Origin of the sequence: Bradyrhizobium sp. Gha (assembly GCF_900113735.1) — a bacterium.
GTDB lineage: Bacteria > Pseudomonadota > Alphaproteobacteria > Rhizobiales > Xanthobacteraceae > Bradyrhizobium.
In genome coordinates this window covers 86,480-110,299 of the sequence record NZ_FOQM01000002.1, presented here as the reverse complement: position 1 = coordinate 110,299, position 23,820 = coordinate 86,480, and the positions used below count along the sequence as shown (strand labels likewise).

Sequence of the window (23,820 nt, the reverse complement as noted above, 5' to 3'; positions counted from 1 at the left end):
GCTATAGCCGGATCAGGCTTCCCTGCACGTCCGGATCTCTCCGGCCAAGGCCCAAGCATACTCGACGACCGGTGCGCCCAGTGTGCGCCTGCGTGCTGCGATTCAGTGCGTCCGGCGCGGAGGCGGAGGCGGCGCCGGCTGCCTGAACCTCACACGCGGGTTGATGTCGCAATAGAGGTTCCACCGCCCATATGCCGAGGCCAGGCACTGCTCCCGGGTCTCATACATGCAATCGCCGGAAGCACCGAGCTCACCGCCAAAGACGCACCAGGGATAGTCACGCTCGGCGTGTGCTGCGGGAGCCAGCCCGGCCATCATGACAACAACCAACAGGGCAATTCGCATTGCGATCCTCCACGATGTCAGCCGAGCGGCGCCGGAGAGCGGGAGCCCTGAAGGGTCGCCGGTCGCCTGACATGACTTACGAATTGTCGCACCCCACGGCAAGCGCCAATCCGTCGTGACGCCAGATCGTTCCTAACGGCTTGCGAAAGCTCGTCTCAGCTGCTCTTTAGGAACGTCCGCAGGCAGCTCCGGTTGACGGCCACAACCTCAATGGAGCTGAAAAATGCGAAAGACAATTTTCTCGATGGCCATGTGCGCGTTGCTTGCGGGTGCGTCGATCGGTTTCGCCCACGCGCAGGCGGGCGGAGGAAGTGGCGCGGGCGGTGCGGGCAGTGCGGGTGCCGGCGCTGGAACAGGCGGTGCGGGCGTGGGAGCTGGCGCAGCCGGCTCTGCAGGCAGCAACGGAACGGGTGGCACGACCGGCATGGGCGCTGGGGGCAGCAATGCGGGTGCCGCATCCAGCACCGGCGCAGCCGGCCAGGGCGCATCCAGCAGCGGCCTGGGCGGCCCCCAGGCTATTCGTCCCGGCGGGAACAACGATCCCACCCGTCGTCGACGCTGACATTCCCGCCACGTGATCTGACGGGGAAAGGAGGCTGCCGAGTTTCTGCTCGGCAGCCTCCGTTCACAGCTCGGAATCGTCCCCCACGCGATGCCCGGTGAAGCGATCATCGGCGCGGCGAAGCCGCCGGCATAGCTCCCGATTGATGTTTTGCAGGACGAGCACATAGGCGTGGATGTCGGTCTTGTAGCAGGCGTAGAGCTTCTGGGCCGTCAGTTCGTACAGCACGGTCGGGGACTCCGCGACGACCGTGGCGGAGCGATTCTGCATTTCGATCAGCATCATCTCGCCGAAGAAATCGCCAGGCTTCAGAACGGAAATCGGGATGGCGCTCCCCGCATTCGACCGCTTGCTGACCGCCAGCCGACCCGACCTGACGATGAACATCGAGCGTCCCGGCTCGCCTTCGGCCACGATGGTCGCGCCGAGATCGAAGTGGTACTCGACCAGCATCGAGATCAGGAGATCGAGACTTGCGTCCGAAAGGCCGCCGAAGAACGGCGTCGCGAGCAGGAATGCTTTCAGGTCGGGGGCGCTGACAGTCATCGCGCGAGGATATGTCCCATCGCCAGAGGCGGCAAGCAAAGTACTGGACCGTTCGAGGGCCTTGAACGATTTCGCAAAGCCCCTCTCCGTTGTGTGCGCTAACATTTCCGGACCCGGTTCCTATATGTGAGGCCCCGGCGCGCCTCCCGCGCCTTGATCCGGTGGCTGCTTCATGATCCCCTTCTCCGTGCTCGACCTCGCTCCGATCAGGCAGGGCTCCGACGCCGCGCAGGCCTTCCGCAATTCGCTCGATCTCGCGCAGCATGCCGAACGTTGGGGCTTCAAACGGTTCTGGCTGGCCGAGCATCACAACATGACCGGCATTGCGAGCGCCGCGACGTCGGTGGTGATCGGGCATGTCGCTGGAGGCACCAAGACGATCCGCGTCGGCTCCGGCGGCGTGATGCTGCCGAACCATTCGCCGCTCGTGATCGCCGAGCAGTTCGGCACGCTGGAGTCGCTTTATCCCGGCCGGATCGACCTTGGCCTCGGACGTGCGCCGGGCACCGACCAGCTCACTGCGCGGGCGATGCGGCGCGACCTCGCGACGGCCGCCGAGAACTTTCCCCATGACGTGCTGGAGTTGCAGGCCCTGCTCGGCGACGTCAAGCCGAATCAGACCATCCGCGCCGTGCCCGGCATGGGAACGAAGGTGCCGCTCTGGATCCTGGGCTCCAGCATGTTCGGCGCGCAGCTAGCGGCCATGCTCGGGCTGCCCTTTGCGTTTGCTTCCCACTTCGCGCCGCAGATGATGATGCCGGCGCTGCGCGAATATCGCGCGCGGTTCGAGCCCTCGGCGCAGCTCGACAAGCCGTATGCGATGGTCGGCGTCAACGTGTTCGCCGCCGACAGCGATGCCGAGGCGCAGCGCCTATTCACCTCGCTGCAGCAGCAGTTCATCAATCTGCGCCGCGGCACGCCCGGCCAGCTGCCGCCGCCAGTCGACGACATGGACGCCCTGTGGTCGCCGGCGGAGAAGGCCGGCGTCGCGCAGGCGCTGGCCTGCACCGCCGTCGGCTCGCCCGCTGTCGTCGAAGACAAGCTGAAGGCGCTGATCGCCGACACCGCGGCGGACGAGCTGATGACCACGGGCCAGATCTACGATCATGCCGCGCGACTGCGATCGTTCGAGATCGCAGCGGAGGTGCGGGATCGGCTGGCGGTGTGAGGCGGTGGCGTGAGCGCGGACTTTCTTCCGTCAGGCGAGCCAACGGGTCCGCGCGAAGCGCGGCCCGATGACAGGCTCCGCGAAGCAATCCAGGCTGCCTCCGCAGAAACAGCCTGGATTGCTTCGTCGCTACGCTCCTCGCAATGACGGCGGAGGGTGTCTCGCCTAATCCGGAAACCCGAACAGCTTCGCCGGATTGTGCACGAGGATCTTCTCGAGCTCCGCCTGATCGGGCGCGTAGCGGTACATCAATTCGAGCAGATCGGCATCGTTGGGCGGCTGCTTGACCGAGACCGGATGCGGCCAGTCGCTGGCCCAGACGCAGCGGTCGATGGCGGCGTCGATATAGGCGCGCGCGATCGGGACGACGTCGTCATAGGGCGCGCCGGCCTGCGAGGTCTTCTCGCCGAGCGAGAGCATGACCCAGAAATTGCCCTTCTCGAGCAGCTCCAGCATCTTGCGCAGGTTCGGATCGTCCTTGCCATTCGCTGGAACCGGCCGCGCCATGTGGTCGATCAGCACGGGCACGTCGAGGTTTTCGTATTTCGCGACACTCGACATGATGCCGTCTTTCTCCGGCTGGATCTTGACGTACCATCCGAGCTCGCGAATGCGCGCAATGGCGCGGGCGAAGTCCTGGTCCGACAGCACCGCGCCAAGCTCCTGGCGGAAGCTGAAGCGGGCGCCCCGGACGCCCGCGTCGTACAGCCTGGCGAGATAGGCGTCGTCGGCTTCCGCAAACACCAGCGCGTTGGCACAGCCGCGATAGTTCGGACCCATCGCAGCGAGACCGTCGAGCACGACGGAATGATCCGCGCCATAGGTCGTGGTCTGCACGATGATGCCGCGCTCGATGCCGAGCTTCTTGTGCATGCGCAGCGCCGCCTCCCAGGTCGCGGTCGGCATTCGATAGGCGGCACCAGGTCGCTCTGGATATTTGTCGACAGGACCGAGCACGTGAAACTGGCTGTCGACGGTTTTGGGCGGCGGCGCCTTGACCGGGCGCCGCGGGTTCGGATCGAACGGCAGATAGGTCGGCATGCGCAATGCTCCTTCAGTCGATCACGGCGGTGAAGTCGCACTGCACCAGCGCGCCGCCGTCCATGACGTCCATCGCCAGCGTGTGGCGCGCCGGCCGCGAATGCTCATCCGGAAACATCTTGAGCCATTCGGCATTGACGGGACCGCGTTGCGTGCGGTCCTTCAGCCACACCGTCATCTTGATGATGTCGTCGGTGCTGCCGCCGGCGGCCTCCACCGTGGCCTTCATATGTGCGAACATGTTGGCGCATTGGGCGTCGAGGCTCTCCGGCATCGCGCCGCCGGCATCACGCCCCAGGATGACGCCCGACATCACGAGATTGCCGATGCGGCAGGCGTTCGGAATCGGATTGGCGTGCCTGAAGCCGCCGATATGGATGCTCTTGCGGCGCGTTGAGCCTGTCATGATGCGCTTCCCTTTGTCGTTGGTTCAGCGGCGACGGTGTTGCTGAGTACGCCGATGCGGCTGGATTCGACCTCGACGACGTCGCCCACCTTGAGCCAGCGCGGCGGGTCGAAGCGCGCGCCCGCTCCGGTCGGCGTGCCCGTCACGATCATGTCGCCGGGCTTGAGCGTGGCGAAGGTCGAGAGATAGGAGATCAGAAAGTCGAACGGGAACATCAGCCGCTCGGTCGTGTCCTGCTGCCGCACCTCGCCGTTGACGCGCGTGATGATGTCGTGCGGTCCGCGCGGATCGAGCTCGTCCGCGGTGACGATCCAGGGGCCGATACTGCCGGAGCGATCGAAGTTCTTGCCCTGCGTGACGTTGAACTTGCCGTGGCGCAGCCAGTCGCGGACGGTGCCTTCGTTGCACAGTGTCATGCCGAAGATGTGCGCGAAGGCGTTCTCGCGCGGGATATGCCGGCCGCCCTCACCGATCACGATGACGAGCTCGCCCTCGTAGTCGAGCTGATCGGAGACATCAGGTTTCTCGAGCGGCTGGCCGGAGCCCGTCATCGACGACATGCTGCGCACGAACAGGCTCGGATATTTGGGCAGGTCCGAATTATCCTTATATTCGGCGTTGCGTTCGGCGTAATTGACGCCGATGCACCACAGCTTTTCGGGTGCCAGCACCGGCGGCAGCAGCGTGAGACTGTCCAGCACGTAATCCGGCTTTTGTCCGGCCAGCGCGGCTTGCGCTTTGGTCAGCGCGTTCGCGGCGATCAGCGCCTTCACATCGGAGAACTCGCGGCCGATCCGTTTGGTGAGATCAACCACGCCGCCCTCGATCACCGCACCGTAGCGCGGCTCTCCCTCCATCAGATAGCTCACGAGTCGCATTGTCGTTTTCTCCAAAGGCTTTCCGACGTCCCGCGACCCGCGCGCTCAGTCCTTTGATTTCGGGGTCTGGAACACGGTGTTCAGCGTCACGATTTCCCCGAGGCGGGCATAACGGGGACCGCCGATGCGGGCGATCGGATCGAGCGCCGCGGTCTCGACCTTGCCGTTGCTCACGAGGCCATCGCGGATGTGGAACATCACGACCTCGCCGACGATCAGCCGGCTGCGGGCTTGGCCGAACTCCAGGCATTGCCGGAACACGCATTCCATCGCGACCGGTGCTGCGGCAAGCCGGCGCACCCTGACGCGTTCGCATGGCAGCGTCTCCAGGCCGAGATGCTCGACCTCGCTGATTTCAGGTGGATGCTCGACCGAGCTGTCATGCACCGCATTCATCAAGGGCGTATCGGCGATGTGGATGACGTAGTCCTCGGTGTCGAGGATGTTGTGCGCGGTGTCCTTGTAATCGACTCCCTTGCGGCCGACGCTGATGGCAAGCATCGGCGGCTTCTGCGAGACGAAGGTGAAGGCGCTGAAAGGCGCGAGGTTGAGCACGCCCGATCGCGACAGGCTGGTCACCCAGGCAATCGGGCGCGGCACCACGATGCCGGTCATCAGCCGGTAGATGCGCTCCGCGCCAAGCTCGGCAGGGTCGATCCGCATCAGTCAGCCCTGATGTTGGCCTTGCGCACGATCGGAATCCATTTGGCATCCTCGCGTGCGAGATAGGCTCTGAACTCGTCGGGGCTCATCGGAACGGCTTCCGCGCCGAGCTTGTCGAACTTGTCGACCACGCCGGGGTCCTTCAGGACCGCGACCAGCGTGTCGTGCAGCTTGTCGACCACGGGTGCCGGCGTACCCGCGGGCGCGAACAGGCCGGTGAAAGTCTGGGCATCGAAGTCCTGGTAGCCGAGCTCGGCGAAGGTCGGAACCTCGGGCAAGGATGCCAGGCGATGCGGGCTGGTGACGGCGAGCGCCCGGAGCAGGCCGGCCTTGATGTGTTGCAGGCTGACGGTGAGCTGATCGAATGCGAATTGCACCTGCCCGCCGAGCAGATCGTTGATCGCGGGCGCGTTGCCACGGTAATGCGCGGTGACCCATTGCAGGCCGAGGCTGGACTGCATCAGCTCGCTGAGCAGATGGTTGGTGGTGCCGGGACCCGGCGAAGCCATGGTCAGCTTGCCGGGCTCGCGCTTGGCGAGATCGACGAACTCCTTGAAGGTCGTCGCCGGCACCGACGGATGGACCTCGAGCACCAGCGGCGTCATCGAGATCGTCGAGATCGGCACGAAGTCCTTCTTCCAGTCATAGGCGTCGCGCCGGTTGATCTCGGGCGCGAACAGCACCGGGCCATTGGCACCGACGAACAGCGTATAGCCGTCGGGCGCGGATTTCGCGAAGGCTTCGCCCGCGATCATACCGCCGGCGCCGGCCTTGTTCTCGATGATGAAGGGCTGGCCGAGCTTCTCCTGCAGCTTGTCGGCGATGATGCGCGCGGCGCTGTCGACATTGCCGCCGGCGGGATAGGGCACCAGCAGCTTGACGCCGCGCGCCGGCCATTGCTGCGCCGACGCGGGGCCCGCCAGCATCGCCGCCACCGCAGCTGCGATCACCCAGAGCGACCTCATCTGAACCTCCCGAACGGCGGATCCGGACCGCCGGTTGTTCTTGTTGCGCGCAATCTGTCGATTCCGGACTTTACCTGTCGACTGAATTGTGCGGTTCTTGTCCATAATATGGACAAGCCTCGCTCGTCTAGCCGCCCGGTAGAACCGCGTCGGGGCGCTCAAGCCATCCGCCGCGCGCTCTCCGTGCTGCGCATTCTTGCCGCCGGCCGCGAAGACGGCGTGCCGTTGGCCGAGGTCGTGCAGGCCACCGGCCTCACGCGCCCGACCGTGCACCGTATCGTTCACGTGCTGGTCGAGGAAGGCATCGTCGAGCGGCACGGCAGAACCGGCCGCTATGCAATCGGCAACCAGGTGCCGGAGCTGGCGCTCGCGCGTCCCCGGCCCTCGCCGCTTCTGGTCGCCGCAGATCCTTCGCTGCGGCGCGCATCGGCCGAGATCGGCGACACGCTGTTCCTGACGGTACGGACCGGCAATGACACGCTGTGCATCGACCGCCGGATCGGCGCCTATCCGATCCAGGTGCTGTCGATCGAGGTCGGCGCGCGCCGTCCGCTCGGCGTCTCCAGCGCCGGCGTGGCGATCCTCGCCGCACTGCCGGCACCGGACGCGCGCAAGATCGTTGCGGCCAATGAAAAGAGATTCGAGGCCTACCGCACCGACATCGTAACCGTGCTCGGCCAGGTCACCTCGGCGCGACGGCGCGGATATGGGATACGGGAGATCGGCCTCGTGCAGGGCACGAAATCGATCTCGACCTGGATCAAGACCCCGGACGGCCGGCCCGCGGCGGCGATGACCGTCTCTGCCGTTCGGACGAGGCTCGGCCCGCGCCGCGAGCAGGAGGTCGCGGAGATTCTGTTGCGGGAGGCGCACATCATCGAGCAGGCCATTCGGGGTCAGGCGATGCTGTCAATGGGCTGACTTCCAGCGCCGTTTTGTGGCACAAGGGCGACCTCCGCCGACCGACCAACGAGGCCACGCATGCCCGCGCCAAAACCGCCCGCCTTCGAGACCCTGAGCCTGCATGCGGGCCAGCATCCGGATCCCGCGACCGGCGCCCGCGCGGTGCCGATCTACCAGACCACGTCCTACGTATTCCAGGATTCCGATCACGCGGCGGCGCTGTTCAACCTGGAGCGCGCCGGCCACATCTACACGCGCATCTCCAATCCGACCACCGGCGTGCTGGAGGAACGGCTCGCGGCGCTCGAGGGCGGCGTCGGCGCAATCTGCACCGCAAGCGGCATGGCCGCGCTGCATCTCGCCATCGCAACGCTGCTCAATGCCGGCGACCACATCGTGGCGTCGAGCTCGCTCTATGGCGGCACCATCAACCTGCTGGCGCACACGCTGCCGCGCTTCGGCATCACCACGACCTTCGTGAAGCCGCGCGATCATGACGCGTTCCGGAAGGCGATCAAGCCGACCACGAAGCTGGTGATCGGCGAGACCATCGGCAATCCCGGTTTGGAAGTGCTCGACATTCCCAAGGTCGCCGCGATCGCGCACGAGGCCAGAATTCCGCTCTTGATCGACAACACCTTTGCCACGCCCTATCTGAGCCGGCCGATCGAGCTTGGCGCCGACATCGTCATGCATTCGGCGACCAAATGGATCGGCGGCCACGGCATCGCGATCGGCGGCGCCATCGTCGATGGCGGCCGGTTCGACTGGCGCACGTCGCGCAAGTTCGGCGTGCTCACCGAGCCCTATGGCGGCTATCACGGCATCGTCTTCGACGAGCAATTCGGTACCGCGGCCTTCATCATGCGCGCACGCACCGAAGGTTTGCGCGATTTCGGCGCCTGCCTGTCGCCGACCAACGCGTTCCAGCTGTTGCAGGGTGTGGAGACGCTCGGCGTGCGCATGGACCGCCACATGCAGAACACACATCTTGTGCTGGACGCGCTGAAGTCGAACAAGGCCGTCGACTGGGTGCTGCATCCCTCGCTGGAGAACCACCCCGACTATCAGCTCGCAAAAACATTGCTGCCGCGCGGCGCGGGCTCGATCGTCTCCTTCGGCATCAAGGGCGGCCGTCCTGCGGGGCGCAAGTTCATCGAGTCCCTGCGCATGATCAGCCATCTCGCCAATGTCGGCGATGCCAAGACGCTGGTGATCCACCCGGCGTCCACCACGCATCAGCAGATGGATGCCGAGCAGCTCAAGGCCGCCGGCATCGGCGAGGAGCTGGTGCGGCTATCGGTCGGCATCGAGACGGCCAGCGACATCATCGACGATCTTGCGCAGGCGCTGCGCATCTCGCAAAAGGTTTGACACGATGAAGCTCTCCGTCAACGGCACCGAGATATTTGTCGCAACTGGCGGCCGCGAGTTCGACAAATCGCTGACTACGGTCGTCTTCATCCATGGCGCCGGCTTTGATCATGCGACCTGGGCGCTGCACACACGCTGGTTCGCCCATCACGGTTTCGGCGTGCTCGCACCTGATCTGCCAGGTCACGGCCGCTCCGCCGGACCATCGCTCACAAGCATCGCCGAGATGGCCGAGTGGACCGCAGCGCTGCTCGATGCGGCCGGAGCACCGAAAGCGCATCTGATCGGCCATTCCATGGGATCGCTGATCTCGCTCGAGACCGCCGCGCGTCACCCCGACAAGGTCTCCGCGCTGAGCCTGATCGGTACGGCTGCAACCATGACTGTCGGCCCGGATCTGTTGAAGGCTGCCGAAGCCAACTCGCAGGACGCCAACGACATGGTCTCGATCTGGGGCCTCGGCTTTAGCGCCGAGCTCGGCGGCAGCCTCGCGCCCGGCCTGTGGATGCATGGCGGCGCACAGGCGGTGCTTCGGGCTTGCGAGCCGGGCGTGCTGTTCAGGGATTTGTCGGCCTGCAATGCTTACGCGAATGCACTGACCGCGGCCGCAAGCGTGCAGGTGCCGACGACTCTGATCCTCGGCGAACGCGACATGATGACACCTGTGAAGGCCGGCAAGGCTCTCGCGGCGGCGATCCCGCACGCGAAGACCGTCGTGGTGCCGGGCGCGGGCCACATGATCATGGCCGAGCGCCCGGATGAGCTGCTGGCAGCGCTGAGGGGCTAGCTCCTGACTCAGGAGCCCGGCGTCCACTTCCAGGCGATGTCGGAGACGTTGACCGGCTTCGGAATCAGGCCGAGCTTGGCAAAGCGATCGGCGATGGCCTGCTGCGTCTTGATCACCTCGGCATCGAGCGGCGCCACGTTGTAGGTGGATCGATTCACGAAGCGCCTGATGGCCTCGATGTCCACACCCGTTGCCTCGGCCTGCGCCTTCGCCACCTCCTCATGATGAGAGTTCGCCCAGTCGCCTTCAGCCGCGAAGGTCGTGTTGAGCCTGGCGACCAGCGACGGATATCTTTCGACGAAATCGGTATTGGCGATGTAGAAGGCGTTCGGCTTGTGAACGTCCTTGTCGAAGACCAGAACGCGCGCGTTCTCCTTCAATTCGGCGAGCGCGAGATACGGGTCCCAGATCGACCAGGCGTCGACCGAGCCCTTGACGAAGGCTGCCGTCGCGTCCGCCGGCGCGAGCGGCGCCGGAGTGATGTCGGACCAGGACAGGCCGGCCTTCTCGAGCGATGCGACCAGGAGATGATGCGCGCTCGATCCCTTGCCGTAGGCGACACGCTTGCCTTTGAGGTCGGCGATCGTCTTGATCGGCGAGTCCTTCGGCACGATGATGGCCTGATTGTCGCCTTCGGACTTGACGGCGGCGACATAGCGGATCCTCGCGCCGCCGGCCTGCGCGAAGATCGGCGGGGTGTCACCGACAAAGCCGAAATCGACGCTGCCGACGTTGATCGCTTCCAGCAGGGGCGGACCGAACTGGAAGTCGATCCACTTGACCTCGATGCCGAGCGGCTTGAATGCGGTTTCGAGCGTCTGCCGTTGGCGCACAGCCGGAAAGAACCCACCCTTTTGAGTGCCGATGCGGATCTCCGCCGGCTTGTCCTCCGCCTGCACGGGCACAGCGATAGCGGTCGTGAGCAGCAGCGCTGCGGTCAGGAGTTGTCGTCGTGCGATCATGTTGCGATCCTTTCAGTTGGCGAGGGGTGAAGACTTCACGCGCCGGTTCCGCTCGGAGAACACGGCACGTGCAGCGCGCTCTGCCTCGCGTGCAGAGCGGAATTGACGGCCTTCGAGACTGTCGAACAGACGCTCGGAGGAAAAGAAGCGGAAGCCGCGCTCACCGCGAGTGACGATGCCAGCGGCGCGATCGTGGATTTCGATGATGTAGGCGTTGGACTGGGCTTGCTGTTGGGCTCGGGACATGACTGCTCATTCGCCGAAGTCTCGGCGTTCCTGTCGTGGACATTGCGATATGGAAGGTTGCTAGAAGACCGTCAGCAACAACAACAGGCGCGTGTTACCGCCGAGAAACAGCGCCGCGTCATGCGTTCGTGCATGTCGTTCTGATTGCGCTGGTGATCGGTTCTCATGTGGCGGCTTTGGCTCGAGCAGCATTTTCGACGCTCCGAATGTCGGGCGATCAGCGCCTTTGGTCAATGAAATGGCTATCCAAATTTGCGGCGCGCGCGCTCTCGCGCTTCTCCCACTGCAAGCAACAGCAGGCAGATTCATCCCGCGCGACTGTTTTTTCCTTCTCCCTTTGCGGGAGAAGGTGGCGCGAAGCGCCGGATGAGGGGTATCTTTCGGCTTGCGAGAGCGCGCCGCTGAGGAGCGATACCCCTCACCCGTCTCGCCGCTATCGCGGCGAGACCCTCGCCCAAAAGGGGAGAGGGGAAGAAAGTTCACCACATCGTCGCGGCAGCGCGTTCCGGCCAGATGCGGTCATACTCCGCGCCGCCGACCTTGTTCTGGCTCATCTCGGCGAGGATTTGGCCTGGCGTCGGCAGCGTTTTCGGATCGATACGCTTGTCGGGATTCCAGAGGTCGGAGCGGACGATGGCGCGGGCACACTGGAAGTAGATCTCGTCCACGTTCATCACCATGACACTGCGCGGCGCCTTGCCCTCGACCCTGAACGAGGCGAGCAAATTCGGATCGACCGAGAGATGCGCACGGCCGTTGGCGCGGACCGCGTTGCCGGAGCCGGGGATCAGAAACATCAACGACACGCGGGGGTCGCGCACGATGTTGCGCAGCGAATCGACCCGGTTGTTGCCGCGGCGATCCGGCAGCATCAATGTCTTGGGATCGTGAATGCGGACAAAGCCGGGGAGATCGCCGCGCGGCGAGCAGTCGATGCCCTCGGGTCCGATCGTTGCCAGCGCCGCGAAAGGCGCCTTCTCGATGAAGATGCGGTAGAGTGGGGTGACGTGGTCGGCGACTTTCACCGTCGAGGCGTCGTTGGTGGCGCCGTAGATGGCTTCGAGTTCCTCGACCGTCTTGATCACCGTCATTCCGCTCTCTCCTGTTCTGCCGGCGATCAATCGTGCCAGCACTCATTCCTGATCACGCGCACAAGCTGACGACTGTGATAGTCCGCGCTGCCCGCGTTGAGGATGGTGAGATCGGCATTGGCCGAGGCATCGTCGACGCTGCGCGTGAGCCGATGAGCGATATTGCCGTCGCTGTGACGCGCGCGCGCGGCAAGACGCTGCGCCAGCACGTCGGGCGGCGCCGTGATCGCGACCACGGCAACGTTGGCATAGGTCTGGCGTAGCGCGCGGATCACCGTGCGCGAGACATTGGCCACCACGGCGCGGCCCGCGCGGATGTCGTCATTGATCTGCCGCGGCAGCGCATAGGAATGCCCATGTGCGTCCCAATGCACGGCGAAATCGCCGTGATCGCGCGCTCGCGCGAAGTCGTCGGGGCTCACGGCGATGTTGTCCTCGTCGGCGGATGATGCGCGCGTCACGACGCGGCGCGGGAATACGACGTCGGGATCGTCGACACAGGCGGCCTGCGCGAGCCGCAGCAACGTATCCTTGCCGGCGCCGCTCGGGCCGACCACGAGCACGAGTCGGCCGGGACCGATTGCGTCCGCCGCGACGGTATCGCTCATGCGACGCGGCCTCCTTCACGCCAGACGCTGCGCACCACGGGAACGCTGCCCGCGACATGCACGCGGATCAGGTCCGCACGCTTGCCGATCGCGATCTCGCCGCGGTCGGTGAGGCCAACCGCATCGGCCGGCGCCTTCGTCACGGTTCGAATGGCGGTCGGCAGGCTGATGGAGGGCGCATGCTCGGGCAATTGCAGCGCGCCCATCAAGAGGCTCGACGGAATGTAATCCGACGACAGGATATCGAGCAGGCCTTCGCGGGCGAGATCGACCGCGGCGATGTTGCCGGAGTGCGAACCGCCGCGCACGACATTGGGCGCGCCCATCAGGATGTCGATGCCGGCCTGGTGCAGGCCGCGCGCGGCCTCGATCGTGGTGGGGAACTCCGCCACCGCGACGCCGTCGCGCACGGCATCAGCAACGTTCTCCTCGGTGGTGTCGTCATGGCTTGCGAGCGGAATCTTGTACTCATGCGCCAGCGCCACGATCTCGCGCATATTGGCCGCGGCATATTGCTTCTGGTACTCGAAGCGTTTCGCGAACAGCTCGTCGAGCTCGGCATCGGTTTTGCCGCCGCCCTTGCCGCGGTAATAGTCACGCAGCTTGACCTCGTCGCGGAACTGGCGCTGGCCGGGCGTATGGTCCATCAGTGACATCAGCTTGACATCGGGTCGGTCGATCAGCTCCTTCGCCTCCTCGACCACGCTCGGCATCGGGATTTCGCAGCGCAGATGCAGGAAATGATCAGCGCGCAGCAGGTTCGAGTCACGCGCGGTCGTGATCGCGGCGGCGAGCACGCCGGCGCGGCCATCGACCTCCTCGGCGCCATCCTCGCGCCAGACTCGGAGCGAATCGAACACAGTGGTGATGCCCGAGGTCGCGAGCTGGCCGTCATAGGAGACGACGGCGGCGACCGGATTCCAGAACACCTTCGGACGCGGCACGTAATGCGCTTCGAGATGGTCGGTGTGGAGCTCGATCAGACCTGGCATGATCAGGTCGCCGCCGGCATCCTCGGCTCCTGCGGGCGCCCTGCCCTCGCCGATTTCGGCGATGCGTCCGTCCACGAGAGCAAGCCAGCCCTGCTCGATCACCCGGTCAGCCAGCACGATCCTGGCGTTGGCGATCACAATGTCCTTCGGCTTCATATCCATGTCCTTCAGGCCGCGGCGGCAAAGCTGGTGACGTCGACGATGCGGTCGGCGATCAAATGGCGGATTTCGTCGTCGTGGACAATGGCGACCATGGCGACGCCCTGGCGTTTCTTCTCGGCGACCAGCTCGACCACGACGGCGCGGTTGGCGGCGTCCAGCGATGCGGTCGGCTCGTCCAGCAGCAGGATCGGCAGGTCCGAGATGAAGCCGCGCGCGATGTTGACGCGCTGCTGCTCGCCGCCGGAGAACGTTGCGGGCGGCAGCTGCCAAAGCCTCTCGGGAATGTTGAGGCGATGCAACAGCTCACCGGCGCGCGCTTGCGCATCAGCCCGGCTGAGGCCGTTGACGATCAGCGGCTCGGCGACGACGTCGATGGTCGCAACGCGCGGCACCGCGCGCAGGAACTGGCTGACATAGCCGATGGTGGCCCGACGAACGTTGAGGACCTGCCGCGGCTCGGCGGTGGCGAGATCGATGAGCATACCGCGATGGCGGATGCCGATACGGCCGGAATCGCAGCGGTAATTGCCGAAGATCATCTTCAGGATCGAGGATTTGCCGGCGCCCGACGGCCCTGAGAGCACCACGCATTCGCCCGGCTGGACCTGGAAGGTCACGCCGCGCACGACAGGCAGTTCGATGCCGCCTTGCAGGTGCATCGTAAAGGTCTTGTTGGCGTCGGCGATATCGATCATGACGGTCATAGGCAGGCTCTTGTTCGAAGGCTCATGGCGGCAAAATCGAGGAGACGAGAAGCTGGGTATAGGGCTCGCGCGGATCGTCCAGCACTTGGTCGGTGAGACCTGTTTCGATGACGCGGCCACCCTTCATCACCATCACGCGATGAGACAACAGCCGCGCAACCGCGAGATCGTGGGTGACGATGACGACCGCGAGATGCAATTCGGCGACGAGATTGCGCAAGAGATCGAGCAGGCGGGCCTGGACCGACACGTCAAGTCCGCCGGTCGGCTCGTCCATGAACACCAGCCGCGGCCCGGTGACGAGGTTGCGCGCGATCTGGAGACGCTGGCGCATGCCGCCGGAATAGGTGCGCGGCGCATCGTCGATGCGCGCGACGTCGATCTCGACACGGGTCAGCCAGTCGGAGGCGGATTCGCGAATGCGGCCGTAATGGTTCCAGCCCACGGCCATCAGCCGCTCGCCGACATTGGCGCCGGCCGAGACCGCCATGCGCAGGCCCTGCGCCGGATCCTGATGCACAAAACCCCAATCAGTACGGAATAGCAGACGCCGCTCGGCCTCACCCAGCGCGGCGAGATCCCGCGTGACGCCATCGCGCATGCGATAGGACACCTGCCCGCCGCTGGCGGCGAGCTGGCCTGACAGCAGTTGCAGCAGCGTCGACTTCCCCGAACCGGATTCGCCGACGATCGCCAGCACCTCGCCGGGATAGAGCGAGAACGACACGTCGCGGCACGCGGCGATGCGGCCGTAGGACTTGCTGAGACCATCGGCGATCAGCAGCGGCCGATCAGCTTCGAGCGTATCGAAATCAGCCATTTGCTTTCTCTCGTGCTTTCCCCTGCGCCTTGTCCTTGTAGGGCGCAGCGCTCAGGGCACCGTGATGGCCGGCGGCCTGCCGGCCCTCGCAATAGTCGGTGTCCGAGCAGACGAACATGCGGCTGCCCTTGTCGTCGGTGACGATCTCGTCGAGGTAGGAATTTTCCGCGCCACACAGCGCACAGGGCGCGTTGAAGCGATAGGGCTCGAACGGATGGTCCTCGAAATCGAGCGAAACCACCTTTGTATGGGGCGGGATCGCGTAGATGCGCTTCTCGCGACCGGCGCCGAACAATTGCAACGCCGGGCAATTGTCCATCTTGGGATTGTCGAACTTCGGCGTCGGCGACGGGTCCATCACGTAGCGCGCATTCACTTTCACCGGGTAGGCGTAGGCGGTCGCGATGTGACCGAAGCGGGCGATGTCCTCGTAGAGCTTCACATGCATCAGGCCGTATTCGGCGAGTGCATGCATGCGCCGCGTTTCGGTCTCGCGCGGCTCGAGGAAGCGCAAGGGCTCCGGGATCGGCACCTGGTAGACCAGAACCTGGTTCGCATGCAGCGACGCCTCGGGGATGCGATGGCGCGTCTGGATCACGGTTGCCTCTTCAGTCGAAGTCGTCGTCGCCACGCCCGCGGTCTTGGCGAAAAATTTGCGGATCGAGATCGCGTTGGTGGTGTCGTCCGAGCCCTGGTCGATCACCTTCAGCACGTCCTGCGGCCCCAGGATCGCGGCCGTTACCTGCACGCCGCCGGTGCCCCAGCCATAGGGCATCGGCATTTCGCGGCTGGCGAACGGCACCTGATAGCCGGGAATCGCGATCGCCTTGAGGATCGCACGGCGGATCATCCGCTTGGTCTGCTCGTCGAGATAGGCGAAGTTATAGGCGGGCGCGTTCATTCCGCGGCCTCCTTCATGGCATCGGACGCATTGGCCCCGGCAGAAGCTTCGGCGAATTCCTTGCGCAGCTTGCGCAGCAGGCCGAGCTCGGATTGGAAGTCGACATAATGCGGCAGCTTCAGATGCTCGACGAAACCGGTCGCCTGGACGTTGTCCGAATGCGACATGATGAATTCTTCATCTTGCGCCGGAGCTCCGACCTCCTCGCCGAGTTCGTGGGCGCGCAGCGCGCGGTCGACCAGCGCCATCGACATGGTCTTGCGCTCGCTCTGGCCGAAGGCCAGGCCATAGCCGCGGGTGAAGCACGGCGCTTCGCTCGCCGAGCCCTTGAACTGGTTGACCATCTGGCACTCGGTCAGCTCGATCGAACCGAGCGGCACGGCGAAGCCGACGTCCTCTGCTGCAAATTCGACCTCGACCTCGCCGAAGCGGATCTCGCCGGCAAAGGGATGGTTGCGGCCATAGCCGCGCTGGGTGGAGTAGCCCATCGCCAGCAAAAAGCCTTCGTCCCCACGCGCGAGATTTTGCAGGCGCAGATCGCGGTCCGCCGGAAAGTTCAGCGGTTCGCGGGTGAGATCACCGACGCTGGCGCCGTCTTCGGCCTGCGGCGAAGTCTCGATCAGCCCGTCACGGCCGAGAATGTCGGTCACGCGGGGCGTCGGCGCCGTCGAGGCTTCGGCCAAGGCCGGCGCTTGCGGCACGAAGCCTTCGGCGAGCGAGGGATCGAGCAGGCGGTGCGTATAGTCGAAGGTTGGGCCGAGGATCTGACCGCCGGGAATGTCCTTGAAGGTCGATGACACCCGCCGCTGCACCCGCATCGCGCCGGTGTCGACCGGCTCGCTGGCGCCGAACCGCGGCAAGGTGGCGCGGAAGGCGCGAACCAGGAAGATCGCCTCGATCAGGTCGCCACGGGCCTGCTTGATCGCGAGCGCTGCGAGCTCGCGGTCATAGAGCGAACCCTCGCTCATGACGCGATCGACGGCGAGCCCAAGCTGCTCAGAGATCTGGTCGAGCGTGACTTCCGCAACGCTTTGATCGCCGCGCCTGGCGTTGGCGAGCAGGCGATGGGCGTTCTCGATGGCGCGTTCGCCGCCTTTGACTGCGACATACATGCCTCTAGCCTCCCTTGCCCAGGACTCGCGTGGTGCGCGGGATCGCAGCCACGGCATCATCGGCGACCAGAACCACGTCGATGCCACGTGGAAACAGGGTTTCGTTGCAACGAAGACGTTCGAACAGGTCGACGGGCTTGATCGAGGCCTGAAGCGTCGCGGCACCGTCAATGCCGGGGCCACGCAGCTCGAAGCCCGGTCCTCGGTCCAGGCTCTCGACCTGGATGATCACCGTGGTCGAACGGTCGGGATATTCGTTGGTGCCGAGCGCGAAGCGCTCGAACGGCGGCAACGCAGCGCCGTCACTGATCAGAGCGAACGCCGCGATCGAGGAATCCTGCACCACCGGCGCACCGCTGTGGAACTTGAGCCATTTCAAGACGCCGGGGCTTTCCGCCATCCGAGCATCGAGCCAGAGCGGCGTGTCATGATCGAACAGCGTCAGCGCGATCGCGGCGGTGCCACGCATCATCGTTTCAGGTGTTCCGGCCATCGGCAGGATGCGCTGGACCGAGCCCGGCCGCGCCATCGCATCCATGACCGAGCGAAAGGTCGATTGCGCCGACAAAACCTTGTCGGCGAACCCCGGCGGCAGTTCCGCAATCGTGGTCATGGCCTCACCCCTCACCGCGCACCATGGTGTAGAAATCAACCTTCGTCGCCGCGGTCTCTTCCGCCGCGCGGCTGCGCCTCAGCATAAGCTGCTCGCGCAACGGCGCGATTACGTCGCGCTCGACAGCCGCGCCAAAATCGCGCGACTGCACCAGTGCGTCGCACAGCGCGATCAGCCGCGCCTTCTCGCCATCGCGCCCGAGCGTATAGCCGAAGCCGACCTCGCCGCTCGCAAGCCGCACGGCGGCGCGCGACACCGTCGCCTCGCCGAGATTGAAGGGCGCACCATCGCCACCGATCCGGCCGCGCAACATCACCAGGCCGCTCTCCGGCGCGCGTAAATCCTGATGGCCGGGCAGGGAGATCGTGCGGAGGCGAGCGGCGATCTCGCCCGCCTCCGCATGCGCCAGCACGGCCATGGCGGCCTGGCGCTGGGCTTGCTGGGTGTTGTGCTGGGTCACCGAATCCACCGACTCTTGTCGAACTCAAGTTGTCTATGATAATAGACAACTTGATACGGAAACGCCATGACCGTTTCGTGACAAACGTGTGATTTTCGGGCTAGGTTGATCGCCGACATGAGCATGCAGGACACCGCCTCTTCAGGCGTCGCGCTGTGGCGCCTCGTTGCCGACGGCATCGAGCGCGGCATCGCCGACGGCCGTTTTGCCATAGGCGACAAGCTGCCAGGCGAGATGGAGATCGCCGAAACCTATCGCGTCAACCGCCACACCGTGCGTCGCGCGCTGGCGGCGCTCGCCGAACGCGGCATCGTGCGCGCGGAGCGCGGCAGCGGAACCTATGTCGAGGCGCAGAAGCTCGCTTATCCCCTGCGCTCGCGCACCCGCTTCTCGGAGATCGTCGGCGCCGACGGCCGCGAGCCGCATGGAAGGATGATCGAGGCGTCAGACGATGTCGCAACGCGAGAGCTCGCGCGGGAGCTCGGATTGAAGACAGGTGCGCCGCTGGTCCGGATCGAAGCCATCCGCCTCGCCGATCGCAGGCCGATCTGCGTCTCCACCACCTGGCTGTCGGCAGAGTGGTTTCCCGGCGCCGGCACGGTGTTCTCAGCCACGCGCTCGATGACGAAGATGCTCGAGCATTACGGTATCAGCGACTACCGCCGCGGCGCCACGAGGATCACGGCCGGCATCGTGGACGCGACCGACGCCGCGCGGCTCGATCTGCCGTTGGGGCGGCCGATCCTGGTGGTCGATGCGACGGATCTCGATCTCGACGGCAAGCCGCTGCTGACCAAGCACTCCCGGTTTGCAGCCGAGCGGGTGGAGTTTGTGGTGGAGCCTTAGACTCATCCCCTCTCCCCTCGTGAGAGGGTGGCTCGCCGCAAGGCGGCGAGACGGGTGAGGCGTTCTCTCCGCGAGTTCAACTCTGATCTGAAGTGGGGGAGCCTTGGCGGTGCTCGGCGCGTTGACCTAAAGCAACAGACTATTGTCAGGTCCAATTATGCATCTGGGCGATCAGTTTTCGAGGTTGAGGTTCCGCGCGATCCGCTCCTCGTTTTCCGCCAGCGTGTCGTAATCCTGTGCGAGCCTCTGGTACGCGCCGCACACACCTTTGTCAGTGAGGCACGCAGCCATTGTCCGGCATTCTTCGGCCATCTCACGATGCCTTCTCGCTTCGACAGTGTAATCCGTCATCCAGCTCTCCTGCAAAGTCGCGTACAGCGGAGAATGCGCGCAGGTTCGGCGGGATGGATTGTCGCACCTTTGATCCTGATCAACTAGTTCCCCTGCGACGCGGAGTATGTGAAACGTGCGTTGCCCTACCTACGCAGCCCCCAAAGTTGATCCGTCAGCTCCCCCCAAGGCTGGCGGCTTCACTTTTTTGTGCGCCGAACCGGCACCGCCCGAGGATGCCTCCGGGCGGTTGGTCGGATCGGCCGTCGATTCTCTGTCCTCGATTCGGTTTACGGGGCCGTTCTTGTGGCGGCTCTTTGGATGACGATTGACCTTGACTATCCGAGCCTGGGTCTAATCAGGGTCAGCAATCGCGTGGTTGTAGAAACCTTAGGCGCGATGAATTGAACATCGCGCTTCTCGTGATGCCTACCATGGCCCCTTCGCGGGAGGTGGCTGTTGGCTGCGGCCGATGTCCGTTCCTGGGGCCCATCTCCGAAGTTGGCCGCGCCCGACGGAGGTCCGCGCAGCGCGGCAGAGCGGACCGGATTTGCTCAACCTGAGACTCCTCGCATTTTGACCCCGAGCAGACAACGGCTTTGATCCTGCTCAAGACTGGCAACCTCTGCACTCAGCCCCCGAGTGCCCCCCATTTGCGACAAAGGCCGCCGACCCCACGGCGGCCTTTTTGTCTTCACGCCGACGTGACGATCACCGCATGAAATATCTTTCCGGCTAACTGGGCTCGGTTGCATAATCGGCCCGTAGACAGGATGGCCGACGGGGGTTGCCATGCACCGGTTTGTCGCCAAGGCCAACGTCGACCATTACATCGGCCTTTTGAACAGAAGTGATCTAGCGCCTGACCATCGAATGCACGTTACCAAGCTGCTGATCGAGGAGGAGGACAAGCTCAGCCATGATCTGGAGCATCTGGAATTTGCCGAACGGAAAGCCGCAAATGGTCGCGACCACGTGCACCACGTCAGAACCGCTCGGGATGGCTTTGCTTTCGGCTCAGCGGATCGCGAGTTGGCCGAGCGGCTGCTCGTGAACTGCGAAAACCTTCAGACGGTGCTGGAGGATTTCTGTCATCGCTTGCGCGCGAAGATCAACTCGCGAGGCCTTTGACGGTCGGTTGGTTTGCGTCTGATCCAGATCAACCGGCCGCTCCCGCCGCGCAGTACAAGCGGCCATGGACCGCACTATGCTGCAACAGCACCTTGCGATGGCCGAGCGACACGTGGCCCTCGGTGAGGATCACCTTGCGAGGCAAGAGGCTTTGGTCGCGGAGCTGGACCGCGACGGCCACGATACGGCTGATGCCCTGGCGATCCTGGCCACCATGCGGGAGACCCAGCGGCTGCACTTGCAGGACCGGGACCGATTGTTGGCAGAGTTGGCACGGTAGCCCCCGTCCGGCGCCTTGCCGAACATGTCGCGAACGTGAGCGTTCCGCTACTCGATGGCGGCGGCCTGCTGCGGCGACATTGAAGTCCTCCAGTCTTGCGAACAACCGCGCCGCAGTTGAGGACAGAAGGGAAGAAACAAAGGCTAGGCCACCGCCCTTCGCCCAATAATGGCAAAGCGCAGCTTGCCCGAGATGAAATCGATCGCGGCGACTGCGACCAGGATCATCAGGATCAGGAAGGATACTTTCTGCCATTCCAGCACGCGGATCTGCTCGGCGAGCTGGAGGCCGATGCCGCCCGCGCCGACGATGCCGATGATGGTGGCCGAGCGCGTGTTGGACTCGATGAAATAGAGCACCTGGCCCGCGATGACAGGCAGCACCTGCGGCATCAGACCGAAGCGGATCTCGTGCAGCACGCTGCCGCCGGAGGCATGGATGCCCTCGACCTGCTTCTGGTCGGCGCCTTCGATCGCCTCCGAGAACAGCTTGCCGAAGGCGCCGAAATCCGACACCGCGATCGCGAGCACGCCGGCGAACGGGCCGAGCCCGACGACGTTGATCCAGACCAGCGCCCAGATCAGGGTGTCGACGCCGCGGATCGAGTCGAGGAAGCGCCGCACCGGAAAGCGCAGGGACACCGACGGCACGATATTGCGCGCGGCGAACAGGCTGACAGGCAGCGCCAGCAATGCGGCCAGCGTGGTGCCGAGCAGCGCGATCGACAGCGTCTCGCCCAGCGCCTTGAGATAAAGCGGCAGCGACGTGCCGGGATCGGGCGGGATCATCATCATGGTGATCCAGCCGAGCTGGCTCAGTCCCGCGATGAACCGCGACGGGGAGAAATCGAGATCGACCAAGCCATAGACAAAAATGGCGAGCGCGGCGACGGCCATCGCCGGGGTCGCCAAGCGCGCCGTCGCCGGACGATCGAAGATATCGGGGTAGCGCGAGCGCATCTCCGCGGTATCGATGTCATGCGGCTTGCTCACGTTCGCGCCTCCTTGCCGAACAGGCGGCCGCGCACCCAGCCGGTGGTGATGTCGATCAGGAAAACCGTGACGATGATGGTGACGAGGATCGCGCTGACGTCGGAATAGTAGAATTTTCGGATGGCGACGATCAGCTCCTGCCCGATGCCGCCGGCGCCAACGAAGCCCATGACAGAAGCTTCGCGAACGTTGATCTCGAAGCGCAGCAGCGCGTAGCTGGCATAGCCTGCCGAGACCTGCGGCAGGACCGCAAAGCGCATGCAGGAGATCCAGCTCGCGCCGGTGGAGCGGATACCCTCGACCGGCTTCATGTCCGCATTCTCGACGATCTCCGAGAACAGTTTTCCGAGCGCGCCGGTCGAGTGGATCGCGATCGCCAGCACACCCGCGACCGGACCGAGGCCGAAGGCCATGACGAAGATCAACGCGAACACGATGCCGGGCACCGTGCGCGCGAATTCGAGCAGGCGCCGCACCGTGAAGCGCAGCCAGGCCGCGGGCGAGGTGTTGTCAGCAGAAAAGAAATTCAGCGCGAAGGCGAACACGGCGCCGATCAGCGTGCCGACATAGCTGATCAGCAGCGTCTCGCCGAGCAGCTTCAGCCATTTATGCCAGCCCCAGAACCACTCGCCAGGATTGGTCCAGACCCGCTGGCCGCCATCGAGGGTAAGGATGCGGTCAAAATAGCTGACGAAATTGCCGAAATAGCTGAAGAACGTGCGCAAATTCACCTCGGCGCCGATCGAGGCCAAGATCAGCGCGGCGACGAAGACGGCGAGGCCCGCCACCAGCCGCAAGCGCTTGCGTGCGACCGCCTTGCGATAGGCGGCGTTGAGGGCGGCGAGCTGCTGCTCGGGAAGGATCGAAACCGCAATCGTCATCGGTGGCACAGATCCGGCACGGACAGATCCATCAAGAAAAGAGCCGGGTCCCTCGACCCGGCTCCAGTACATCGTCCCGACGCGCTCAGGACGCCTTCTTGCGCAGATTGTCGACGAACTTAATCAGCTCGATGGTCTTGTTGTAATCGTCGGTGGCGACCGGCTCCCACGGCTTGTTCTTGCCGTCGGAGAGCTTCTTGAACGCCTCGGGATCCTTCGTCGCCGCATCGAGGAAGGCCTTCTTGATGGCGGCCTTCATGTCATCAGGCAGATCGCTGAGATAGGCGTAGGGCGAGTTGATGATGAGGTCGGACTTCACGATGATGCGGAAATCCTCCTTCTTCATCGGCGTGCCGTCGGCCGACTTCACCATGCCCTTGTTGAGCATCCGCGTCAGGTTGGAATCATCGTCGGCGTTCCACCAATTGGCGGCGACGTCGACGGTGCCCTGGGCGAGCGCGAGAACGGCGTTCTCGTGGCTGCCGGTGAAGACGACCTTGGAGAAATAGGCATCGGGATCGATGCCCATCGCGTTCAGCTTGAAGCGGGGCATGTTGTTGCCGGACGTGGAGTTCGGATCGACCAGCCCGAGGTTCTTGCCCTTGAGATCCTCGATTTTCTGGTACGGCGATTTCGCCAACACGTAGAACACGGAGTAGTAGCCCTTCGAGCCGTCGGAATTGACGTCGATGACGAAGGCGTCGGTCTTCACGCCGGTGAGGCGGGCACGCGCAAAGGAAGCCGGACCGTAATAGCCGATCTGGATGTTGCCGGCGCGCTGGCCCTCGATCAGAGCCGCATAGTCATTGGCGACACGCAGTGTGACCTTGATGCCAAGCTCCTTGGACAGATAGCTGATGAAGGGGGCATAGCGCTCGGTCACGCCCGAGCCGTTCTCGGCCGGAATCGCGGCGAAGGTGATCTCCGGATATTTCGCCCGCCAGTCTTCGGCGGAAGCGGATCCGGCAAAGGTCAGCGCGGCTGCGCCGGCGAGAATGAGTCTGCGAGTGATCATGATGCCCTCTTGATGTGATAGGATCGGTTGACGCAA

29 protein-coding genes are annotated in these 23,820 nt (G+C 64.6%); 8 read left to right on the top strand and 21 right to left on the bottom strand.

Translation table 11 applies throughout. The features are described 5' to 3' along the window. Window positions 1-102: 102 nt before the first annotated feature. Both BM222_RS03660 and BM222_RS03655 read right to left on the bottom strand, forming a co-directional pair. Window positions 103-345, bottom strand: a complete 243-nt coding sequence (locus BM222_RS03660) for a DUF3551 domain-containing protein (protein WP_092226928.1) — start codon at window positions 343-345, stop codon at window positions 103-105. A gap of 625 nt (window positions 346-970) precedes the next feature. After that, window positions 971-1,453, bottom strand: coding sequence for a Crp/Fnr family transcriptional regulator (locus BM222_RS03655; RefSeq protein ID WP_092226927.1), 483 nt, complete (start codon window positions 1,451-1,453; stop codon window positions 971-973). Between the two features lie 172 nt (window positions 1,454-1,625). Here BM222_RS03655 and BM222_RS03650 point away from each other — a divergent pair, with 172 nt between their 5' ends. After that, window positions 1,626-2,621, top strand: coding sequence for an LLM class flavin-dependent oxidoreductase (locus BM222_RS03650; protein WP_092226926.1), 996 nt, complete (start codon window positions 1,626-1,628; stop codon window positions 2,619-2,621). Window positions 2,622-2,786: 165 nt separating this feature from the next. Here BM222_RS03650 and BM222_RS03645 read toward each other — a convergent pair whose 3' ends face one another. The 5 genes from BM222_RS03645 to BM222_RS03625 are packed head-to-tail and all read right to left on the bottom strand — an operon-like array spanning window position 2,787 to window position 6,574. Continuing rightward, a complete protein-coding gene (locus BM222_RS03645; protein ID WP_092226925.1) occupies window positions 2,787-3,662 on the bottom strand; it encodes an amidohydrolase family protein in 876 nt (291 codons plus the stop codon). Between the two features lie 13 nt (window positions 3,663-3,675). After that, entirely contained in the window at window positions 3,676-4,068 is a 393-nt protein-coding gene (locus BM222_RS03640; RefSeq protein ID WP_092226924.1) for a RidA family protein, read from the bottom strand. Beyond that, window positions 4,065-4,946 (bottom strand): fumarylacetoacetate hydrolase family protein, encoded by an 882-nt coding sequence (locus BM222_RS03635; RefSeq protein ID WP_092226923.1) that lies wholly within the window; start codon window positions 4,944-4,946, stop codon window positions 4,065-4,067. Before BM222_RS03635 ends, BM222_RS03640 begins: the two co-directional genes overlap by 4 nt. 45 nt (window positions 4,947-4,991) lie before the next feature. Continuing rightward, a complete protein-coding gene (locus BM222_RS03630; RefSeq protein ID WP_177242990.1) occupies window positions 4,992-5,609 on the bottom strand; it encodes a flavin reductase family protein in 618 nt (205 codons plus the stop codon). Further along, window positions 5,609-6,574 (bottom strand): Bug family tripartite tricarboxylate transporter substrate binding protein, encoded by a 966-nt coding sequence (locus tag BM222_RS03625; protein ID WP_092226921.1) that lies wholly within the window; start codon window positions 6,572-6,574, stop codon window positions 5,609-5,611. The genes BM222_RS03630 and BM222_RS03625 overlap by 1 nt, the downstream gene beginning before the upstream one ends. Window positions 6,575-6,682: 108 nt before the next feature. Between BM222_RS03625 and BM222_RS03620 the strand changes: the two genes are divergently transcribed. The 3 genes from BM222_RS03620 to BM222_RS03610 are packed head-to-tail and all read left to right on the top strand — an operon-like array spanning window position 6,683 to window position 9,638. After that, the gene (locus tag BM222_RS03620; protein ID WP_177242989.1) at window positions 6,683-7,495 is read left to right on the top strand and encodes an IclR family transcriptional regulator; all 813 of its coding nucleotides are present in this window, start codon (window positions 6,683-6,685) and stop codon (window positions 7,493-7,495) included. 60 nt (window positions 7,496-7,555) lie between these two features. Next, a complete protein-coding gene (locus BM222_RS03615) occupies window positions 7,556-8,851 on the top strand; it encodes an O-acetylhomoserine aminocarboxypropyltransferase (RefSeq protein WP_092226920.1) in 1,296 nt (431 codons plus the stop codon). A 4-nt stretch (window positions 8,852-8,855) separates the two neighbouring features. Continuing rightward, entirely contained in the window at window positions 8,856-9,638 is a 783-nt protein-coding gene (locus BM222_RS03610; protein WP_092226919.1) for an alpha/beta fold hydrolase, read from the top strand. 8 nt (window positions 9,639-9,646) lie between these two features. Here the strand turns inward: BM222_RS03610 and BM222_RS03605 are convergent, their stop codons facing one another. After that, window positions 9,647-10,600: an aliphatic sulfonate ABC transporter substrate-binding protein gene (locus BM222_RS03605; protein ID WP_092226918.1), complete on the bottom strand. Its 954-nt coding sequence runs from the start codon at window positions 10,598-10,600 to the stop codon at window positions 9,647-9,649. 102 nt (window positions 10,601-10,702) lie between these two features. Here BM222_RS03605 and BM222_RS40860 point away from each other — a divergent pair, with 102 nt between their 5' ends. Then, window positions 10,703-10,990 (top strand): hypothetical protein, encoded by a 288-nt coding sequence (locus tag BM222_RS40860; protein WP_177242988.1) that lies wholly within the window; start codon window positions 10,703-10,705, stop codon window positions 10,988-10,990. 335 nt (window positions 10,991-11,325) lie between these two features. On the opposite strand, the gene BM222_RS03595 is transcribed toward BM222_RS40860, so the two are convergent. The 9 genes from BM222_RS03595 to phnG are packed head-to-tail and all read right to left on the bottom strand — an operon-like array spanning window position 11,326 to window position 18,318. Further along, window positions 11,326-11,937 (bottom strand): pyridoxamine 5'-phosphate oxidase family protein, encoded by a 612-nt coding sequence (locus tag BM222_RS03595; RefSeq protein WP_092226916.1) that lies wholly within the window; start codon window positions 11,935-11,937, stop codon window positions 11,326-11,328. A gap of 26 nt (window positions 11,938-11,963) precedes the next feature. Then, window positions 11,964-12,545 (bottom strand): phosphonate metabolism protein/1,5-bisphosphokinase (PRPP-forming) PhnN, encoded by a 582-nt coding sequence (phnN, locus tag BM222_RS03590; RefSeq protein ID WP_092226915.1) that lies wholly within the window; start codon window positions 12,543-12,545, stop codon window positions 11,964-11,966. Further along, complete coding sequence (locus BM222_RS03585) at window positions 12,542-13,699, bottom strand: alpha-D-ribose 1-methylphosphonate 5-triphosphate diphosphatase (protein ID WP_092226914.1); 1,158 nt, start codon at window positions 13,697-13,699, stop codon at window positions 12,542-12,544. The genes phnN and BM222_RS03585 overlap by 4 nt, the downstream gene beginning before the upstream one ends. A gap of 5 nt (window positions 13,700-13,704) precedes the next feature. After that, entirely contained in the window at window positions 13,705-14,403 is a 699-nt protein-coding gene (gene phnL, locus BM222_RS03580; RefSeq protein WP_092226913.1) for a phosphonate C-P lyase system protein PhnL, read from the bottom strand. Between the two features lie 22 nt (window positions 14,404-14,425). After that, window positions 14,426-15,223 carry a phosphonate C-P lyase system protein PhnK gene (gene phnK / locus BM222_RS03575; RefSeq protein WP_092226912.1) on the bottom strand — a complete coding sequence of 266 codons (798 nt, stop codon included), beginning with the start codon at window positions 15,221-15,223 and terminating at the stop codon, window positions 14,426-14,428. Further along, complete coding sequence (locus tag BM222_RS03570) at window positions 15,216-16,124, bottom strand: alpha-D-ribose 1-methylphosphonate 5-phosphate C-P-lyase PhnJ (RefSeq protein WP_092226911.1); 909 nt, start codon at window positions 16,122-16,124, stop codon at window positions 15,216-15,218. Before BM222_RS03570 ends, phnK begins: the two co-directional genes overlap by 8 nt. After that, the gene (locus tag BM222_RS03565; protein WP_092226910.1) at window positions 16,121-17,236 is read right to left on the bottom strand and encodes a carbon-phosphorus lyase complex subunit; all 1,116 of its coding nucleotides are present in this window, start codon (window positions 17,234-17,236) and stop codon (window positions 16,121-16,123) included. Before BM222_RS03565 ends, BM222_RS03570 begins: the two co-directional genes overlap by 4 nt. Before the next feature lie 4 nt (window positions 17,237-17,240). Then, window positions 17,241-17,849, bottom strand: coding sequence for a phosphonate C-P lyase system protein PhnH (gene phnH / locus BM222_RS03560; protein ID WP_177242987.1), 609 nt, complete (start codon window positions 17,847-17,849; stop codon window positions 17,241-17,243). Window positions 17,850-17,853: 4 nt separating this feature from the next. After that, window positions 17,854-18,318 carry a phosphonate C-P lyase system protein PhnG gene (gene phnG, locus BM222_RS03555; protein WP_092226908.1) on the bottom strand — a complete coding sequence of 155 codons (465 nt, stop codon included), beginning with the start codon at window positions 18,316-18,318 and terminating at the stop codon, window positions 17,854-17,856. Between the two features lie 108 nt (window positions 18,319-18,426). On the opposite strand from phnG, the gene phnF reads away from it, so the two are divergent. Next, complete coding sequence (phnF, locus tag BM222_RS03550) at window positions 18,427-19,155, top strand: phosphonate metabolism transcriptional regulator PhnF (protein WP_092227266.1); 729 nt, start codon at window positions 18,427-18,429, stop codon at window positions 19,153-19,155. Between the two features lie 171 nt (window positions 19,156-19,326). On the opposite strand, the gene BM222_RS03545 is transcribed toward phnF, so the two are convergent. Beyond that, window positions 19,327-19,506, bottom strand: a complete 180-nt coding sequence (locus BM222_RS03545; RefSeq protein WP_092226907.1) for a hypothetical protein — start codon at window positions 19,504-19,506, stop codon at window positions 19,327-19,329. 771 nt (window positions 19,507-20,277) lie between these two features. On the opposite strand from BM222_RS03545, the gene BM222_RS03540 reads away from it, so the two are divergent. Then, window positions 20,278-20,616, top strand: coding sequence for a hypothetical protein (locus tag BM222_RS03540; RefSeq protein WP_092226906.1), 339 nt, complete (start codon window positions 20,278-20,280; stop codon window positions 20,614-20,616). Window positions 20,617-20,692: 76 nt separating this feature from the next. Further along, window positions 20,693-20,896 carry a hypothetical protein gene (locus BM222_RS03535; protein WP_244547004.1) on the top strand — a complete coding sequence of 68 codons (204 nt, stop codon included), beginning with the start codon at window positions 20,693-20,695 and terminating at the stop codon, window positions 20,894-20,896. Between the two features lie 143 nt (window positions 20,897-21,039). Here BM222_RS03535 and phnE (BM222_RS03530) read toward each other — a convergent pair whose 3' ends face one another. The 3 genes from phnE (BM222_RS03530) to phnD form a co-directional block, all read right to left on the bottom strand. Further along, window positions 21,040-21,855, bottom strand: a complete 816-nt coding sequence (phnE, locus tag BM222_RS03530; RefSeq protein WP_502690868.1) for a phosphonate ABC transporter, permease protein PhnE — start codon at window positions 21,853-21,855, stop codon at window positions 21,040-21,042. Between the two features lie 29 nt (window positions 21,856-21,884). Further along, the gene (gene phnE / locus BM222_RS03525) at window positions 21,885-22,769 is read right to left on the bottom strand and encodes a phosphonate ABC transporter, permease protein PhnE (protein ID WP_092226903.1); all 885 of its coding nucleotides are present in this window, start codon (window positions 22,767-22,769) and stop codon (window positions 21,885-21,887) included. Window positions 22,770-22,854: 85 nt separating this feature from the next. Continuing rightward, complete coding sequence (gene phnD / locus BM222_RS03520; protein ID WP_092226902.1) at window positions 22,855-23,784, bottom strand: phosphonate ABC transporter substrate-binding protein; 930 nt, start codon at window positions 23,782-23,784, stop codon at window positions 22,855-22,857. Window positions 23,785-23,820: the final 36 nt, after the last annotated feature.

Coding starts and splice junctions, on each gene's coding strand:
- BM222_RS03565 (WP_092226910.1), bottom strand. CDS start 17,236: ATGTATGTCGCAGTCAAAGGCGGCGAACGCGCCATCGAGAACGCCCAT.
- BM222_RS03570 (WP_092226911.1), bottom strand. CDS start 16,124: ATGAACGCGCCCGCCTATAACTTCGCCTATCTCGACGAGCAGACCAAG.
- phnL (WP_092226913.1), bottom strand. CDS start 14,403: ATGACCGTCATGATCGATATCGCCGACGCCAACAAGACCTTTACGATG.
- BM222_RS03645 (WP_092226925.1), bottom strand. CDS start 3,662: ATGCCGACCTATCTGCCGTTCGATCCGAACCCGCGGCGCCCGGTCAAG.
- BM222_RS03650 (WP_092226926.1), top strand. CDS start 1,626: ATGATCCCCTTCTCCGTGCTCGACCTCGCTCCGATCAGGCAGGGCTCC.
- BM222_RS03630 (WP_177242990.1), bottom strand. CDS start 5,609: ATGCGGATCGACCCTGCCGAGCTTGGCGCGGAGCGCATCTACCGGCTG.
- phnK (WP_092226912.1), bottom strand. CDS start 15,223: ATGGCTGATTTCGATACGCTCGAAGCTGATCGGCCGCTGCTGATCGCC.
- BM222_RS03610 (WP_092226919.1), top strand. CDS start 8,856: ATGAAGCTCTCCGTCAACGGCACCGAGATATTTGTCGCAACTGGCGGC.
- phnF (WP_092227266.1), top strand. CDS start 18,427: ATGAGCATGCAGGACACCGCCTCTTCAGGCGTCGCGCTGTGGCGCCTC.
- BM222_RS03655 (WP_092226927.1), bottom strand. CDS start 1,453: ATGACTGTCAGCGCCCCCGACCTGAAAGCATTCCTGCTCGCGACGCCG.
- phnE (WP_502690868.1), bottom strand. CDS start 21,855: ATGCGCTCGCGCTACCCCGATATCTTCGATCGTCCGGCGACGGCGCGC.
- phnD (WP_092226902.1), bottom strand. CDS start 23,784: ATGATCACTCGCAGACTCATTCTCGCCGGCGCAGCCGCGCTGACCTTT.
- BM222_RS03640 (WP_092226924.1), bottom strand. CDS start 4,068: ATGACAGGCTCAACGCGCCGCAAGAGCATCCATATCGGCGGCTTCAGG.
- phnN (WP_092226915.1), bottom strand. CDS start 12,545: ATGAGCGATACCGTCGCGGCGGACGCAATCGGTCCCGGCCGACTCGTG.
- BM222_RS03535 (WP_244547004.1), top strand. CDS start 20,693: ATGCTGCAACAGCACCTTGCGATGGCCGAGCGACACGTGGCCCTCGGT.
- BM222_RS03605 (WP_092226918.1), bottom strand. CDS start 10,600: ATGATCGCACGACGACAACTCCTGACCGCAGCGCTGCTGCTCACGACC.
- BM222_RS03540 (WP_092226906.1), top strand. CDS start 20,278: ATGCACCGGTTTGTCGCCAAGGCCAACGTCGACCATTACATCGGCCTT.
- BM222_RS03595 (WP_092226916.1), bottom strand. CDS start 11,937: ATGACGGTGATCAAGACGGTCGAGGAACTCGAAGCCATCTACGGCGCC.
- BM222_RS03625 (WP_092226921.1), bottom strand. CDS start 6,574: ATGAGGTCGCTCTGGGTGATCGCAGCTGCGGTGGCGGCGATGCTGGCG.
- BM222_RS03635 (WP_092226923.1), bottom strand. CDS start 4,946: ATGCGACTCGTGAGCTATCTGATGGAGGGAGAGCCGCGCTACGGTGCG.
- BM222_RS03620 (WP_177242989.1), top strand. CDS start 6,683: ATGGACAAGCCTCGCTCGTCTAGCCGCCCGGTAGAACCGCGTCGGGGC.
- BM222_RS03615 (WP_092226920.1), top strand. CDS start 7,556: ATGCCCGCGCCAAAACCGCCCGCCTTCGAGACCCTGAGCCTGCATGCG.
- phnH (WP_177242987.1), bottom strand. CDS start 17,849: ATGACCACGATTGCGGAACTGCCGCCGGGGTTCGCCGACAAGGTTTTG.
- phnE (WP_092226903.1), bottom strand. CDS start 22,769: ATGACGATTGCGGTTTCGATCCTTCCCGAGCAGCAGCTCGCCGCCCTC.
- BM222_RS03585 (WP_092226914.1), bottom strand. CDS start 13,699: ATGGATATGAAGCCGAAGGACATTGTGATCGCCAACGCCAGGATCGTG.
- BM222_RS03545 (WP_092226907.1), bottom strand. CDS start 19,506: ATGACGGATTACACTGTCGAAGCGAGAAGGCATCGTGAGATGGCCGAA.
- BM222_RS03660 (WP_092226928.1), bottom strand. CDS start 345: ATGCGAATTGCCCTGTTGGTTGTTGTCATGATGGCCGGGCTGGCTCCC.